General features: G+C 58.1%; 14 protein-coding genes. 7 read left to right on the forward strand and 7 right to left on the reverse strand.

Annotated features, from left to right (window positions below; genetic code table 11):
- Window positions 1–54 precede the first annotated feature (54 nt).
- The 7 genes from SCU88_RS15405 to SCU88_RS15435 all read left to right on the forward strand — a co-directional run bounded on the left by SCU88_RS15405 (window position 55) and on the right by SCU88_RS15435 (window position 7,867).
- The gene (locus SCU88_RS15405; protein WP_175341639.1) at window positions 55–1,104 is read left to right on the forward strand and encodes an ABC transporter substrate-binding protein; all 1,050 of its coding nucleotides are present in this window, start codon (window positions 55–57) and stop codon (window positions 1,102–1,104) included.
- Window positions 1,101–2,099, forward strand: coding sequence for an iron chelate uptake ABC transporter family permease subunit (locus SCU88_RS15410; protein ID WP_175341640.1), 999 nt, complete (start codon window positions 1,101–1,103; stop codon window positions 2,097–2,099). Before SCU88_RS15405 ends, SCU88_RS15410 begins: the two co-directional genes overlap by 4 nt.
- On the forward strand, window positions 2,092–2,868 hold the full coding sequence (locus SCU88_RS15415; protein ID WP_138098020.1) for an ABC transporter ATP-binding protein: 777 nt from the start codon (window positions 2,092–2,094) through the stop codon (window positions 2,866–2,868). Before SCU88_RS15410 ends, SCU88_RS15415 begins: the two co-directional genes overlap by 8 nt.
- A complete protein-coding gene (locus tag SCU88_RS15420; protein ID WP_175341641.1) occupies window positions 2,861–3,586 on the forward strand; it encodes a substrate-binding domain-containing protein in 726 nt (241 codons plus the stop codon). The genes SCU88_RS15415 and SCU88_RS15420 overlap by 8 nt, the downstream gene beginning before the upstream one ends.
- A 215-nt stretch (window positions 3,587–3,801) precedes the next feature.
- Window positions 3,802–4,971, forward strand: coding sequence for a NapC/NirT family cytochrome c (locus SCU88_RS15425; protein ID WP_175341642.1), 1,170 nt, complete (start codon window positions 3,802–3,804; stop codon window positions 4,969–4,971).
- Complete coding sequence (torA, locus tag SCU88_RS15430; RefSeq protein ID WP_431810019.1) at window positions 4,971–7,451, forward strand: trimethylamine-N-oxide reductase TorA; 2,481 nt, start codon at window positions 4,971–4,973, stop codon at window positions 7,449–7,451. Before SCU88_RS15425 ends, torA begins: the two co-directional genes overlap by 1 nt.
- Window positions 7,452–7,603: 152 nt before the next feature.
- Window positions 7,604–7,867 (forward strand): hypothetical protein, encoded by a 264-nt coding sequence (locus SCU88_RS15435; RefSeq protein WP_138098023.1) that lies wholly within the window; start codon window positions 7,604–7,606, stop codon window positions 7,865–7,867.
- Between the two features lie 48 nt (window positions 7,868–7,915).
- On the opposite strand, the gene SCU88_RS15440 is transcribed toward SCU88_RS15435, so the two are convergent.
- From SCU88_RS15440 to norV, 7 genes are all read right to left on the reverse strand, one after another.
- Window positions 7,916–9,055 (reverse strand): glycoside hydrolase family 88 protein, encoded by a 1,140-nt coding sequence (locus tag SCU88_RS15440; protein WP_175341643.1) that lies wholly within the window; start codon window positions 9,053–9,055, stop codon window positions 7,916–7,918.
- Between the two features lie 4 nt (window positions 9,056–9,059).
- Window positions 9,060–10,649: an MFS transporter gene (locus SCU88_RS15445; protein ID WP_138098025.1), complete on the reverse strand. Its 1,590-nt coding sequence runs from the start codon at window positions 10,647–10,649 to the stop codon at window positions 9,060–9,062.
- A gap of 50 nt (window positions 10,650–10,699) precedes the next feature.
- Entirely contained in the window at window positions 10,700–10,909 is a 210-nt protein-coding gene (locus tag SCU88_RS15450) for a hypothetical protein (protein ID WP_175341604.1), read from the reverse strand.
- 87 nt (window positions 10,910–10,996) lie between these two features.
- Entirely contained in the window at window positions 10,997–11,389 is a 393-nt protein-coding gene (locus SCU88_RS15455; protein WP_175341644.1) for a hypothetical protein, read from the reverse strand.
- Window positions 11,370–11,702 (reverse strand): hypothetical protein, encoded by a 333-nt coding sequence (locus tag SCU88_RS15460; protein ID WP_175341645.1) that lies wholly within the window; start codon window positions 11,700–11,702, stop codon window positions 11,370–11,372. Before SCU88_RS15460 ends, SCU88_RS15455 begins: the two co-directional genes overlap by 20 nt.
- Before the next feature lie 239 nt (window positions 11,703–11,941).
- Window positions 11,942–13,069: an NADH:flavorubredoxin reductase NorW gene (gene norW / locus SCU88_RS15465; protein ID WP_138098029.1), complete on the reverse strand. Its 1,128-nt coding sequence runs from the start codon at window positions 13,067–13,069 to the stop codon at window positions 11,942–11,944.
- On the reverse strand, window positions 13,066–14,523 hold the full coding sequence (norV, locus tag SCU88_RS15470; protein ID WP_138098030.1) for an anaerobic nitric oxide reductase flavorubredoxin: 1,458 nt from the start codon (window positions 14,521–14,523) through the stop codon (window positions 13,066–13,068). Before norV ends, norW begins: the two co-directional genes overlap by 4 nt.
- Between the last annotated feature and the right edge of the window lie 9 nt (window positions 14,524–14,532).

The following is a 14,532-nucleotide window of genomic DNA, read 5'->3' on the forward strand; positions in this document are numbered from 1 at the left end:
TTGTCAGTCATCGTTATATCATTTTATATATAGCGAATTTTTTTCGGATCTCCCATGTTCAAACGACTCTCCAGCCTGCTGCTGGCTTTGCTTTTTATTTCCGGCCCGGCGCTGGCCCAACGCCAGGTTATCGATCAGCTTAACCGAACCGTCACTCTGCCGGACCGCATCGATCGCGCCGTGGTGCTGCAACATCAGACCCTGAATTTGCTGGTGCAGCTTAACGCCCTGCCCCAGGTGGTGGGCGTGCTCAGCAGCTGGCAGAAACAACTCGGCCCCCGTTATCTGCGGCTGGCGCCGCAACTGGCAAAGATGCCAATGCCCGGCGATCTGACCTCGGTCAATATCGAAAGCCTGCTCGCCCTACGGCCTCAGGTGGTATTTGTCGCCAACTACGCGCCGCCCGCCATGATTAGCCAGATTGAGCGTGCCGGTATTCCGGTGGTCGCCGTCTCGTTACGCCACGAGGATGCCGCCCAGGCCGGGAAGATAAATCCGCAATTAAAGGATGAAGAACGCGCCTACAACCTGGGGCTGCAAGAAGGGATTCGCCTGATCGGTAAAGTGATGAACCGCCAGGCCGGGGCGGAAAGCCTGATTCACGACACTTTTGACCAGCGCGCGCTGGTGGCCACACGGCTGCGCGACCTGCCGCAAAGCGAGCGCCAGCGAGTCTATATCGCCACCCCTAATCTGACTACCTACGGCGCCGGAAAATATACCGGCCTGATGATTCAACACGCCGGTGCCGTTAACGTGGCCGCCCGGGAGGTCACCGGCTATCGGCAGGTCTCCATTGAGGATGTAATGCGCTGGAATCCTCAGGTCATCTTCGTTCAGGAGCGCTACCCGCAGGTCGTGGCGCAGATCCTGCACTCTCCTCAGTGGCAGTCCATCGATGCGGTAAAACAGCACCGTGTCTGGCTGATGCCCGAATACGCCAAAGCCTGGGGCTACCCGATGCCGGAAGCAATGGCGCTGGGCGAGCTGTGGATGGCGAGCAAGCTCTACCCTCAGCGCTTTAAGGATATCGACATCAATCAGCGGGTCGACGCCTGGTATCACCGCTACTATCGTACCGCCTGGTCGCAGGAAGCCGAGTGAAACAGGGCGCGCTCATCCTCATTCTGGCCGTGTGCGCCCTGCTCTCGCTCGGCATCGGCCGATATCCGGTGTCGCCTGAACATTGCCTGCTGATCCTGCTGGAGCCCCTGACCGGGTACCACCCGGCTATCAGCGTTCCGGAACGTCAGGTGATAATGGTGGTAAGAGTGCCACGTATTCTACTGGCCATGGGCGCGGGGGCCTCCCTGGCGCTATGCGGCGCGGCGCTTCAGGGGGTTTTTCGCAACCCACTGGTCGATCCCCATATTATCGGCGTTTCTTCCGGCGCGGCCTTTGGCGGCACCCTGGCGATTCTGCTTAGCCTGCCGGTAGTCGGCCTTCTGCTCTCCTCATTTCTGTTCGGCATGCTGGCGCTGCTGCTGATCTTTATGCTGACCAGCACCATCGCCAGACGCAATGTCCTGTCGCTGGTGCTGGCGGGGGTGATCCTGAGCGGCTTCTTTTCGGCCTGCATCAGCCTGCTGCAGTATCTGGCCGATACCGAAGAGAAGCTGCCCGACATTATCTTCTGGCTGATGGGCAGCTTTGCCACGGCGGACAGCCAGAAGCTATGGACTCTGCTGGTGCCGCTGTTGCTGGCAGGCTCGACGCTGCTGGCCCTGCGCTGGCGCATTAATCTGCTGTCGCTGGGCGAGGAAGACGCCGCCTCCCTGGGGATTAACGTCGAAGCCACCCGCTGGTGGGTGTTGACCCTGTGCGCGCTGATTGTCGCGGCCCAGGTGGCGGTCAGCGGCAGCATCGGCTGGGTCGGACTGGTGATCCCCCATATTGCCCGCCTGCTGGTGGGTCCGAACCACCGTAGACTGCTTCCCGCCTCCGCCACCCTGGGCGCGCTCTATATGATCGGCATTGACACGCTGGCTCGCACCCTCAGCGCCAGTGAAATCCCACTGGGGATTCTGACCGCCCTTATCGGCGCCCCGCTGTTCGCCATACTGTTGCGCCGTGCGCAGCTAAGGGGCTGGCATGGCTGAATCTTTACTGCTGGCCCGGGGGTTAAGTTACCGCTGGCCGGGACAGGCGCCGCTATTTCAGGCGCTCAATCTGCAACTGAAACGCGGCGAAGTGCTGGCGCTGCTCGGCCCTAACGGCTGCGGTAAAAGTACCCTGATGCGGCTATTGCTAGGTACCCTGGGGCTACAGCAGGGTACAGTGGAGCGGCACGCTGAAACAGGCTTTGTGCCCCAGACCTTCACTCCCCCCTTCGACTACCAGGCTCGTGATATTGTGCTGATGGGCCGGGCGCGCCATATCAGTCTGTTCCGCGCGCCGTCGCGCCGCGACCAGCAGCTGGCAGAGGAAGCCATGACGGCGCTGGAGATCCAGGATCTCGCCGCACGCACCTTCGGCACCCTTTCCGGCGGCCAGCGCCAGCGGGTGCTGATCGCCCGGGCTCTGGCCAGCGCCAGTGACATCATTATTCTGGATGAACCGACATCCGCACTGGATCTGCACCATCAGGATCGGGTTCTGACCCTAATCCGTCGGCTGGCGGAGCAACGCAATATGGCAGTGATGTTCTCCACCCATCAACCGGCGCACGCCTGCGCGGTGGCCGACAACACGTTATTGCTGGGTCACGAAGGGCAACACCGGCTGGGGGCCTGCGACGAGGTATTAACCTCCGGGCGCCTGTCTGCGCTGTTTCAGCTACCTATAGAAAGGATCAACCTGGAGATAAACGGCCAGCGGCACAGTACCCTGGTTCCCCTCTACCACCGCCAGCGAAAAGAACATGACTGAACTGACTATTTACGCCGCCGGTAGCCTGCGCCACGCCTTTAATGCCCTACTGCCACTGGCCCGTCGTGCGACTGGCTGTGCCGTTAAGGTCGAGTTCGGCCCGGCCGGTCTGCTGCGTCGCCGCATCGAGCTGGGGGAACGCCCTGCGCTGTTCGCCTCTGCCAACCTTGATCACCCTCGTTATCTCCAGAATGTGGGCCTGGTCCGGGAAGTCTATCCCTTCGCCACCAACCGGCTGTGCGTCACGGTGCGCAATACTCCGGAACTGACCGAACCGCCGCTGCTGGAGGTGCTGTGCGATCCCCGCTGGCGGGTAGCCACGTCCACCCCAGGCGACGATCCCGGCGGCGATTATGCCCTGCAACTATTTGACCGGGTAGAGCAGCAGCGCCCCGGCAAGGGCGCTGCGCTGGCTCAACGCGCCCGGGCACTGGTGGGCGGCGCCCGCTGTCAGCCGCTACCGCCGGGCCGTATGGCGGCAGAGTATCTGCTGAATGAAGGGCTGGCAGATCTCTTTCCTGGCTACGCCAGCCACGTCGCGGCACTCTCTGCCTTCACGAATTTAGCGGTCAGAATGCTGCCCCCGGCGCTGACTGTAACCGCCCGCTATGGCTGCGGCCTGCTCAGCGGGCATCCGGATGCCCGCGCGCTGTTGCAGGTCATACTGAGTGCCGAAGGGCAAACCTGCCTGCGGGCCCACGGCTTCGGCGGCCTGTAACCTCCCTGACGCCACGCCCTCGCCCCGTAAACGGCATCAAAACGTTCTGTCTGCCCCCCGCCACTTTTGCGCGATATCAACGAAGTAGCAATTATTTTACTCCCTTCGGGTTAATAGCTCAGGAATTACTTATAATTCATGCGGTAATACTATCGCCATTGATAAAAAGTGAAATTTTACCTTGTTATTTCTTTTATTCTTTTAAGGGATCTTCTATGAGCAAATCATCCCCCCGCTCCCGGCGGCGCCTGGCCTGGCTCTGGTTAGTGCTGGTCGGCGTAGTGCTGGGCGCAGTCCTGCTGGCCGGTGGCGCCACGGTTATGCATAAAACCAGCGACACCGAATTCTGCGTCTCCTGCCACTCAATGCAGCAGCCGCTGGCCGAGTATCAGGGCAGCGTTCACTTCCAGAACCCGAAAGGCATTCGTGCCGAATGTGCCGACTGCCACGTGCCTCACAAACCGATGGACTATCTGACTACCAAAGTGATGGCCCTGAAGGACGTCTGGGGCGAGATGACCGGCAAGATCGATACGCCAGAGAAATACGAATCCCACAAACTGGCGATGGCCCAGAGCGTGTGGGATACCCTGAAGAAAAACGACTCCGCCACCTGCCGTTCGTGCCACAGCTATGAGGCTATGGACGTGCTGGCCCAGCGCCCTGAAGCGCGTCAGGAACATCCGGTCGCCATTAAGAAAGGCGAAACCTGCATCGACTGCCATAAGGGCGTCGCCCATATTCTGCCGGATATGAGCCAGCTTTCCGCCGCCGGCGCCAGCGAACTTTCCGCCGCCGCTGCCAAAACGCCGGATAACGCTCGCGAGCTGTGGTCCATCGCCACCCAGCCCTTCTGGTTGAGCGCCGACAGCAAACAGCACAATGCCGGGAACCTGATGCCGGGAACCAAAATTAAAGTGATCAAGCGTGAAAATGCGATGATCCTGGCCGAAGTGAGCGGCTGGCAGCAGGATGGCGTTAACGAAGTATTCTACGAAGCCGCCGGTAAACGCATTCTGAGCGTGCTGCTGGGTGAAGAGGCCCGCACCAAAGTGAAACGCCTGAGCGAAATGACCGATCCGGAAACTCATCTGTTGTGGCATCGCACCGCACTTGAGGTCTGGCTGCCCGCCAGCCAGCTGATTGATAACCAGCAGAAGATCTGGGATTACGCTGCATCCATGATGTCCGCTAACTGCACCGGCTGTCACGGTCTGACCGCCCTCGATCGCTTTAACGCCAACCAGTGGATTGGGGTGATCAAAGGGATGGCGCCGCGTACCTCCCTGAATCAGGAGCAGCTGCGGGTGCTGACCCGCTACGTTCAGCAACATGCCAGTGATATGCCGTCAACCGCTCAGGGCGAAGTCAAGGAGGCTCAATAATGAAAACTCAACCTGAAGCTATGCAGATAACCCGTCGTCGCTTTCTGACCGGCGCCGCTGCCCTGGGGGGCGTTTCACTGCTGGGTAGCCTGTGGCCGCGATCGGCGCTGGCCGAAGCCATCAGCCAGGCGCTGCCGCAGTTTGTGGCGTTGCGTCAGGCGCAGAAAGGCATTCTGACCGGCGCCCACTGGGGCGCTTTTGAGGCCATCGTTCGGGATGGCAAAATGGTGGAAACCCGCCCGGTACAGGACGATCCCTTCCCTAACGAGCTGATTAGCATGGCCCCCCACCAGGTCCATGCCCCCAACCGGGTAAAATACCCGATGGTGCGTAAAAGCTGGCTTGAAGGCGGCGCCCAGAACTGTCGCCCGGAACTTCGCGGCTGCGACGAGTGGGTGCGGGTGAGCTGGGATAAGGCGCTGACCCTGGTCAGCAACGAAATTCGCCGCCTGCAGCAGGAGCACGGTCCACAGTCGATCCACGCCGGATCCTACGGCTGGAAAAGCGTCGGGATGCTGCACAACAGTCGTACTCTGCTGCAGCGCCTGATGAATCTGGCGGGTGGCTTTCTGGGCTACGCGGGGGACTACTCCACTGGCGCCGCTCAGGTGATCATGTCCCACGTGGTAGGCTCCATGGAGGTCTACGAACAGCAAACCGCCTGGCCGGATCTGCTGGAAAACTGCCAGCTGGTGGTACTCTGGGGCTGTAATCCGATGATTACGCTTAAGAACAGCTGGAACATCCCGGATCACGTGGGGCCAGCGGGCTTTGAAGCGCTGAAGAAAAAAGGCGTGCGGGTGATCAGTATCGATCCGGTGAAGAGCGACAGCACCGACTATCTGAACGCCGAATGGGTCGCTCCGCGCCCCTACACCGACAGCGCCATGCTGGTGGGGATCGCCCATACCCTGATGGCCGAAAAGCTGCACAACCCCGATTTTCTGAAGACCTACACCGTTGGCTTCGATAAGTTTGCCGCCTACCTGAACGGCGAACAGGACGGCGTGGTGAAAGATGCCGACTGGGCCGCCGCCATCTGCGGCGTGGAAGCCGATGCTTTGCGCCAGCTTGCCCGGGATATGGCAAAGAGCCGCACCATGATCATGGGCGGCTGGGGCATTCAGCGTCAGCACCACGGCGAACAGCCGCACTGGCTGCTGGTGACCGTGGCGGCCATGCTGGGGCAGGTTGGCCTGCCCGGCGGCGGTTTCGGCTTCAGCTACCACTACTCTTCCGGCGGCAGTCCGACGGCGCGCGGCGGAATACTCGCCGGGATCTCGGCTGGAGACGCGCCTAAAAATAGCCCGACGCCCATTCCGGTAGCGCGCATCGCCGAATGTCTGGCTAATCCGGGCAAAACCATCGACTTTAACGGCGCTAAAGTCACCTACCCTGATGTGAAGATGGTCTATGTAGCCGGGGGCAACACCTTCCATCAGCACCAGGACACCAACGCGCTGATCAAAGCCTGGCAGCACCCGGAAACCATCGTGGTGAACGAACCTTACTGGACCGCGACCGCGAAGTACGCCGATATCGTGCTTCCGGCCACCACCAGCTATGAGCGTAACGATCTGGAGATGGGCGGCGACTATTCGCAGCTCTATGTCTTCCCGATGCACCAGTGCGTACCGCCGCAGCATGAGTCGCGCAACGATTTCGATATCTTCGCCGGGCTGGCGGCCAAACTGGGCGTGCAGGAAGCCTTTACCGAAGGCAAAGACGAAATGCAGTGGCTCAAGGGGATGTACGACGATATGAAAGCCCAGGCCCGTAATGCCCGGGTGGCGCTGCCGCCGTTCGACATGTTCTGGGCATCGAACAACTACATCCGCTTCCCGGTCCCGGAAGAGAACAAAAAGTGGGTACGCTTTGCCGACTTCCGGGAAAATCCACTGCTTAACCCGCTGGGCACCCCTTCCGGTAAGATTGAAATCTACTCCGAAGCAGTCGCCAAAATGGGCTATACCGACTGCCCCGGCCTGCCGGGCTGGCTGCCTCCTCATGAATGGTATCAGGGGCCGGAAGCGAGCAAGTATCCGCTATCGCTTAACACCGCGCACCCAATCAACCGCCTGCACTCGCAGCTCGACAATACGCCGCTGCGTAAAAAATATGCGGTGGCGGATCGCGAAGCCGTCTGGATCCACCCGCAGGATGCCAAAGCGCGCGGCATCGGCGATGGCGAACTGGTGCGGGCCTTTAACGATCGCGGTCAGATTCTGGTAGGCGCCGTGGTGACCGAACGGGTACGCCCGGGCGTGGTGCGTATCAGCGAGGGGGCCTGGTTCGATCCGGCGGATCCGCGCCAGGAGGGGTCACTGTGTAAGAACGGCAACGTCAACTGCCTGACCTTCGATATCGGATCGAGCAGCCTGGCTCAGGGCAACTGTGGCCAGATGGCCCAACTGGAGATCGAAAAATATCAGGGACCGATACTGAATAATACCGCCCACGCGGTACCGGCCGGCGCCTGATAACAGGTCGCGCGGATAACAGTAAGCCCCGGTCATACCATGGCCGGGGCTTTTTCGTACTCGTCAGATATTGTCCAGTCGGCTTCGGCGTTATTGTGCATCCCGCTAAGACGTTACTCCGTTAACTTCTCCGTTGAGGATAATCACACAAGATGAAATACGTACAAAACACCGCTATCGTTATGGCCGCCGTTGCCGTCATCCTGACCATGGCGGGTTATGTTTTTTCGTCACCGTTATACTCGACTAACGGCCTCTGCCTGGCGGATGGCGGGCTTAACAGCGTGTCGGATATCTGCCCGCTGCATCGCATTGCCGCAACACCCGTGGTGACCCCGGATAGCAAAATGACGGCCAAAGCCATCATCGGGTTAAATGCAGATGTGATTCCCCACGCCTTTGGCGCCCTCTCCTGATTCCTGCTACGCGACCCCAAATCTCTTTGGGGCCGCGCATCATCCCTTTTACAAATAAGTTCGCAGAAACTCCGACAGACAGAGGATCGCCATCGCCTGGCCATAGGGCATGGAGGTCAGCGGGATATTGCGATAGAAGTCGAGACTGCTGCCCATGCCGGTGCCAAACGAGACCTGCAGCAGCTCGCCATCCGGCGAAATATTGGCGATCACACCCTGAATCGCCTTTTCCGCCACCGGGGCATACGCCTTATCGATATAGCGCTTACGCACCGCCTTCAGAATGCCGTAGGCAAAGCCCGCAGTGGCGGAAGCCTCAAGGTAGGAGTTGGGATCGTCCAGCAGCGTGTGCCACAGACCGCTCTTATCCTGACACTGCGCCAGCGCCGCCACCTGGCTTTCCAGCACCTGAATCAGATAGCGGCGCACCGCGTTATTTTCTGGCAGATCCACCAGCTCCAGAAAATCCGGGATCACCATGGTCAACCAGCTGTTGCCGCGGGCCCAGCGCGCGCGCGCAAAGTTGTGGTTACCTTCAAAACTCCAGCCGTGGAACCAGAGCCCCGTTTCCCTGTCCATCAGATACTGAACGTGCATCAGGAACTGATAGGTCGCTTCCTCCACATACTCCGGGCGATTGAGCAACTTGCCGATCTTAACCAGCGGCAGTACCGTCATCATCAGGGTGTCGTCCCACATCTGCTGGTGGTTCTCTTCCGCCAGCGTAATATGCTGCATACCGCCGTGTTCGGTGCGCGGCATCTCAGACATCGCCCACTCAGCCCAGCTATCCAGCCAGGGAAGCAGCGTCTGATCGCCAGTCTCTTCATAGCGGTACGCCAGGGTCAGAAACGGCGCCATGGTATTGACGTTTTTGGTGGTGGCTCCCTCAGCGAAGCGGTCGGCGAACCATCGGTCCACGATATCGCGCATTTTGGCATCGCCGGTCTGGTGATAATACTGCCAGATGCCGTACAGCCCTACGCCGTGAGTCCACTCCCAACCGGCCCAGCCTTTGGTATCGATCACCCGACCATCATCCAGACGCAGCAGGAACTCCCCGGTTTCGTCGTGAATATTCACCAGATTGTCCGTCACCTTATGGATCAGGCTTTTCAGCTCGTCGCGAGCGATAAAACGGGTCGGCTGGCGCAGCAGCGGACTGTGTTTTACAGGATAAACAATCATCAACTTAACCTCTGTTTAACGTCGAATTTATGGGCGTCGCCGCTGCGTTATTCAGCTTCGGTGCCGCAGGTTTATTGCGGTTCAGGTAACCAATATTGTTATTGCCCCACAGAGCGTCGTAGGGGAGCCCCGCCAGCATTTCGACGGTAGCGCGCGCTTGCGGTGTAACATTTTCCGGTGTGGTACGGCCCGCGATGCGCATTTTCTCAGTCTCTTCACGCAGGATGCTGTGGGTTTTCAGGTCGAGCTTAAAGCGCAGGGAGATCAGGAAGCCTATCGCCAGTACCGCAATGGTGCCCACACTCAGAACCATCAGGATGGTATGGCTCACCGCTGGCGGCTGGGTACTTTGACCGGAAACAAAACCAGAAAGCTGCATCACAATGCCTACCAGCATCACGGCACCGGCCTGGGAGGCTTTACGGGTCAGGGTCATAATGCCGGCGAAGATCCCTTCGCGACGTTGACCGGTGATAACCTCATCCACGTCGGCGATATAGGTATAGGTGTTCCAGGGTACATAGTTGATGCCGCCGCGGCCCAGGCCCGCCAGCGCGGAAACCAGTACCAGCAGCGAGAAGATATCGCTCATACCGGCATACCACAGCACCGCATAAGAGAGCGAACTCAGACCAAACAGCACCACCACCATGCGATACGAGGGAGCCGGTCCGAAGCGGATACAGAGTGGGATCATGGCGATAACCGACACAAACTGCATGATAGCCATGGTGCCCAGCAGATTAGAGGCCACGGTGGCGCTCTGCATCAGTACGAAGACCACATAGTAGGTGAAGACCGCGTTAAACACGTCCTGGGCGATATAACCACCGAGATACATCCCCAGATGCTGGCGAAAAATGCGGATACGTAACGTGGAACTCAGTTCGGTAGTCAGGCGCTTCAGGGTCTGGCGCAGCGTCAGCCCTTTTTTCTCTTCCTCGGCGCGCAACTGCGCCTCTGTCCACTCTTCCCTGGGTCGTTCCCAGGTATAGAACCAGACCAGCGTCAGGACAATGGCGCAAATGGTAGAGAAAACCAGGCTTGCATAGAAGAAGGAGACGGCATTGTCCTTGCCAAACAGACTCAGCAGTACGCCCGGCAGGAAGGCGGCAAGAATGGCCGACAGCTGGGCCAGGGCAATACGGGCACCGGAAAATTTGGTCTTCTGTTTGAAGTCATCGGTCATCTCTGGCACCAGGGTTTCATAGGGCACCAGGATCATGGTGTAGACCACATCGAACACCAGGTAGGTCAGCAGATAATACCAGTAGTTCATCTCCCCGACCCACATCAGGCTGTAGCTAAAGACGCAGGGAATACCGAGCAGAATAAAGAATTTGCGGCGCCCAAAACGCTTACCCAACCAGGTGGAGCCAAAGTTATCGGTCAGAAAGCCCATCAATGGGCTGACCACCGCGTCCAGCACGCGCGCCATGGCGAATATAAAGGTCGCCTCTATCGGCGACAAACCACAGAAGGTGGTATAGAAATAGAGTAGCCATGCAGCGGTGAGTGCGGTGGTTCCGGCACCGAGGAAGTCACCAGAACCGTAGGCGAGGTAGTTAACCAGTCCAATCTTTCTTGTTTTCATTGCCATCACCCTTCACTGTTTTTTGTCGTCAACCGACATGAGGGAATCCCTTACCCTGCTAAAGTACCGGCGATTTCCGCGATCAAACCTTTCTGTTTTTGCCAGCCGCGCAGCCACGCTGGCAAAAATGCAAAGAGTGCCACCATCGGCTTCACTGATTTATAAAACAGTGGTTTGCTTTTATCAAAAGCAGTGTTTTGAAATGGGAGAAAGGCCAGGGAATGGCGGGAAAAATCAGACAAAAACCGGGGGAACATCACGCTATACTGCAGACGTAAAAAAGCCCCGGGTAATGGGGCAAACGGATGGGCGAACCAGAAAAAGCCCTGCCGAAGTGAAAAGCGCTATCACGCCCGGGCCGATTTTAAATTCGCCCATTGAGTGAAATAACGCTCCGCGGTACTAATACCTTGTTCAGCCATATCGCGTGATACTGTCGCATCCATAATACGATAATCAGCGACATTCCTGGCATCGCGCATCTGTTTAAGGCTATACCCCAGCCCTTGTAAATCGCGTTCCCGGAAAGGTTCACCTTTGCACTCAGCAGGCGTAATCATATAGCCGATAAGGTTACCGTGATGGTTCCCTGCATATTCAGGAACGCAGGTCAGGCTTTGCATCGCTTCATGAAACATCGCATAGTACGCCCTGGATATCACGCTTCTTAATGATGCTTCGTCATTCTGCACACAAAACCGCCGAGCGGCATTGAGGAAGTCACAACTGGTTATCGACATAACATCCCTCCGGATGCTTGCCTGCTGGCGAAGAGAAGCGGGCTATCAGCTCGCAGCCATCTAATCCAGGTTCATCGCAAACAGCCTCAGCCAGAGAAAAGTTCATCTCTGTTATTGCACCAGGAGGTTTATTGAACACTTCAGCAATATAGCATTGGTTATAAGCTCTACAAATTTCAGCGACGCCAGTCTGGGCCGAATATTCTCTGGCCACCCTGAAAACAATATCGACCAGTAACTGGTATTGCTCCTGAGTACAGCCTTCAGGCAATCCCACCTTCTCAAACACCGTTATTTCCTGATGTACCACCATGCTTTTTTCTCCTTCCCTGATAATCCATTACCGCCACGCGTTGCCTGCGAAATCCTATCCAGGCGGCGATAAAATCGTCAATCGCTATCCTGGATTAAAACCGCGTTGTGGAAGGCATATCGCAACCTGCTGTGCCCTGATGTAAAAAAGCCCCGACCAGCGGGGCAAACGGACTAACGTACCGGAAAGGCTCCGGCTAAAGGCATACCGCGCATCCTGCGCGGGAGAGGTTAAGGTTATTACAGCTCTCTGAGCAGTGCGAAGGCCTGAGGTACCTGCCCTTCACTGACCACAAAAGCACACAGCTTCTGGGCCTGGTCGAAACCTTTGGCGATCAGCCCTTCCGGCCCTGTAGAAATCTGCCAGTTAAGGTCGTTTCGCCGTGTTTCCCCCGCCAGCTGTAAGGGCAGTTCCGGGGTTTTGATTTTCACCAGCATCGCTGGCAGCTTCAGGCTGGCATTCTGACCGAGTAGATTTTTCGCCAGGGTCATGGCGCCCAGCAGTATTGGTTGCAGAAATGGCATCAGGCGGCCATTGATTTCGGCACAGTCACCCAGCGCATAGATATGCTCCCGGGAGGTACGCAGCCCGTCGTCCACCACAATCCCCTGATTCACCGTCAGACCGGCGCGTCGCGCCAGATCGCTGTTGGCATGCAGACCAATAGCGGAAATAGCTTCATCCACTTCCAGTACCCTGCCGCTGGCCAGGCGAACTTCCAGCCCGGTTGCGCCGCGCTCAAGCATCAATAGTTGCTGACCGGTAAGAATCTCAATCCCCATGGCGCTGAGCTTATGCTGCAGACGCCCGCTCACTTCCGGCGGCAGTAGCGAAGCCAGCAGGCTGGGGCTGTTATCAACCACGGTCACCTGCTTACCGGCGCGGCAGAAATCCATCGCCAGTTCACAGCCAATCAAACCACCACCAAGAATCATGACCCGACGGGCATCTATCAGCCGCGACTCACAGGCGCGGTACTCCTGCTGGCTGTTTAGGGTCAGCAACAGCTCCCGCCCCTCGACTGGCGGCAGACGCGCCGACGAGCCGGTGGCCAGCACCAGGCTGTCGTAGTGCCACTGCTGACCGTTGCCTTTAACCACCCGGTTATCGGCATCGATATCCGTAACCCAGGTGTCCGGCACCAGCCGCAGGTTAAACTGTTCGGCGAATTCTCCTGCGCGCTGACGGGTCATTTCGTCCGCCCGCTGCCCCTGACTCATCACATGGCTGAGATCGGGCTTGTTGTACTCATCGATGCTGTCAGCGGCAATCAGGGTCAGCGGCACCCCGGCATCGAGCTTACGGATACTTTTGACCAGTTGTCGGGCCGCGAAGCCCGACCCGATAATGACGATACCCTGACTCATTTTGCCTCCGAAGCCAGTACATCGAAAACATCTTTACCCAGCGAACATTCGGGGCACAGGAAGTTATCCGGCACCTCGCTCCAGGGCGTGCCCGGCTCAACGCCCTGCATCGGTTCGCCCTGCTCGGGATCGTAGATCCACTGGCAGACGCTGCACTGCATACGCGGCCCCAGGTCGGCGCAACCGACACTTGCCGACTGCTCCGGCTCGCTGCTGGCGCTTTCCGCCGTCGGGACGCTGGCGGTCTGAGGCAGCGGAGACAAGGCCCACTGGCGGGCGATTTCCCGGCCGTGCTCGCGGCACAGCGCCAGCGCATCGACGTCCGGGCGCCATTTGGCCTTCAGGCTCAGGGACATTTCAAAACCGGCATCCTGCAAACGGGTAGAGAGCCGGTCCACCGCACCGCCGCTCCAGCCGTGTGAACCAAAGGCGCTGGCGCGTTTGTTACGGAAACGAAGACCGGTCATCTCTTCTACCAGACCCGCGATTTTCGGCATCATCACGTTGTTCATGGTCGAGGTGCCCGCCAGTACCCCTTTAGAGCGGAAGACATTGGTCAAAATTTCGTTTTTGTCGTGACGCGCCACGTTGAAGATTTTTACCGCCACGCGTGGATCCACTTCGTTAATTCCCTGTGCGATAGCGTCGGCCATCATGCGGGTATTGTTGGACATAGTGTCGTAGAAGATGGTGATGCGATCTTCCTGGTAGTCCGCCGCCCACTTCAGATACAACTCAACGATCTGGGTCGGATTATCGCGCCATACCACGCCGTGAGAGGTGGCAATCATATCGACCGGCAGGTTAAAGCCGAGGATTTCAGTAATTTTCGGCGTCACCAGACGGCTGAACGGCGTCAGGATGTTGGCGTAGTAGCGCTGGCACTGCTCAAACAGCTCAGCCTGGTCTACTTCGTCGTTGAACAGGTGTTCGTCACAGTAGTGCTGACCGAAGGCGTCGTTGCTGAACAGCACTGCATCGCCGGTCATGTAGGTCATCATGCTGTCCGGCCAGTGCAGCATCGGGGTTTCAACGAAGATTAGCTGTTTGCCATTACCGATATCCAGAGTATCGCCGGTTTTCACTACATTGAAGTTCCACTCCGGGTGATGATGATGGCCGGTAATGGAGTCCACGCCGTTGGCGGTACAGTAGATCGGCGTATTGGGGATAGCGGCCATCAGCTCAGAGAGCGCACCCGCGTGATCCTCTTCGGCGTGGTTAATAATGATATAATCGATCTTCTCAAGGTCGATTTCCGCGCGCAGGTTCTGCACGAATTCACGGCTAAATTTGTGGTCAACGGTGTCGATAAGGACGTTTTTTTCTTCGCGGATCAGGTAGCTGTTGTAGCTGCTGCCTTTCAGGGTTTTGTATTCGGTGCCGTGAAAATCACGCACTTCCCAGTCACGCTGCCCGACCCAGTGGATGTTGTTCTTAACGTGAATAGCCATTGTTAACCT

This window comes from Jejuibacter sp. L23, assembly GCF_050815825.1.
GTDB lineage: Bacteria > Pseudomonadota > Gammaproteobacteria > Enterobacterales > Enterobacteriaceae > Jejubacter > Jejubacter calystegiae.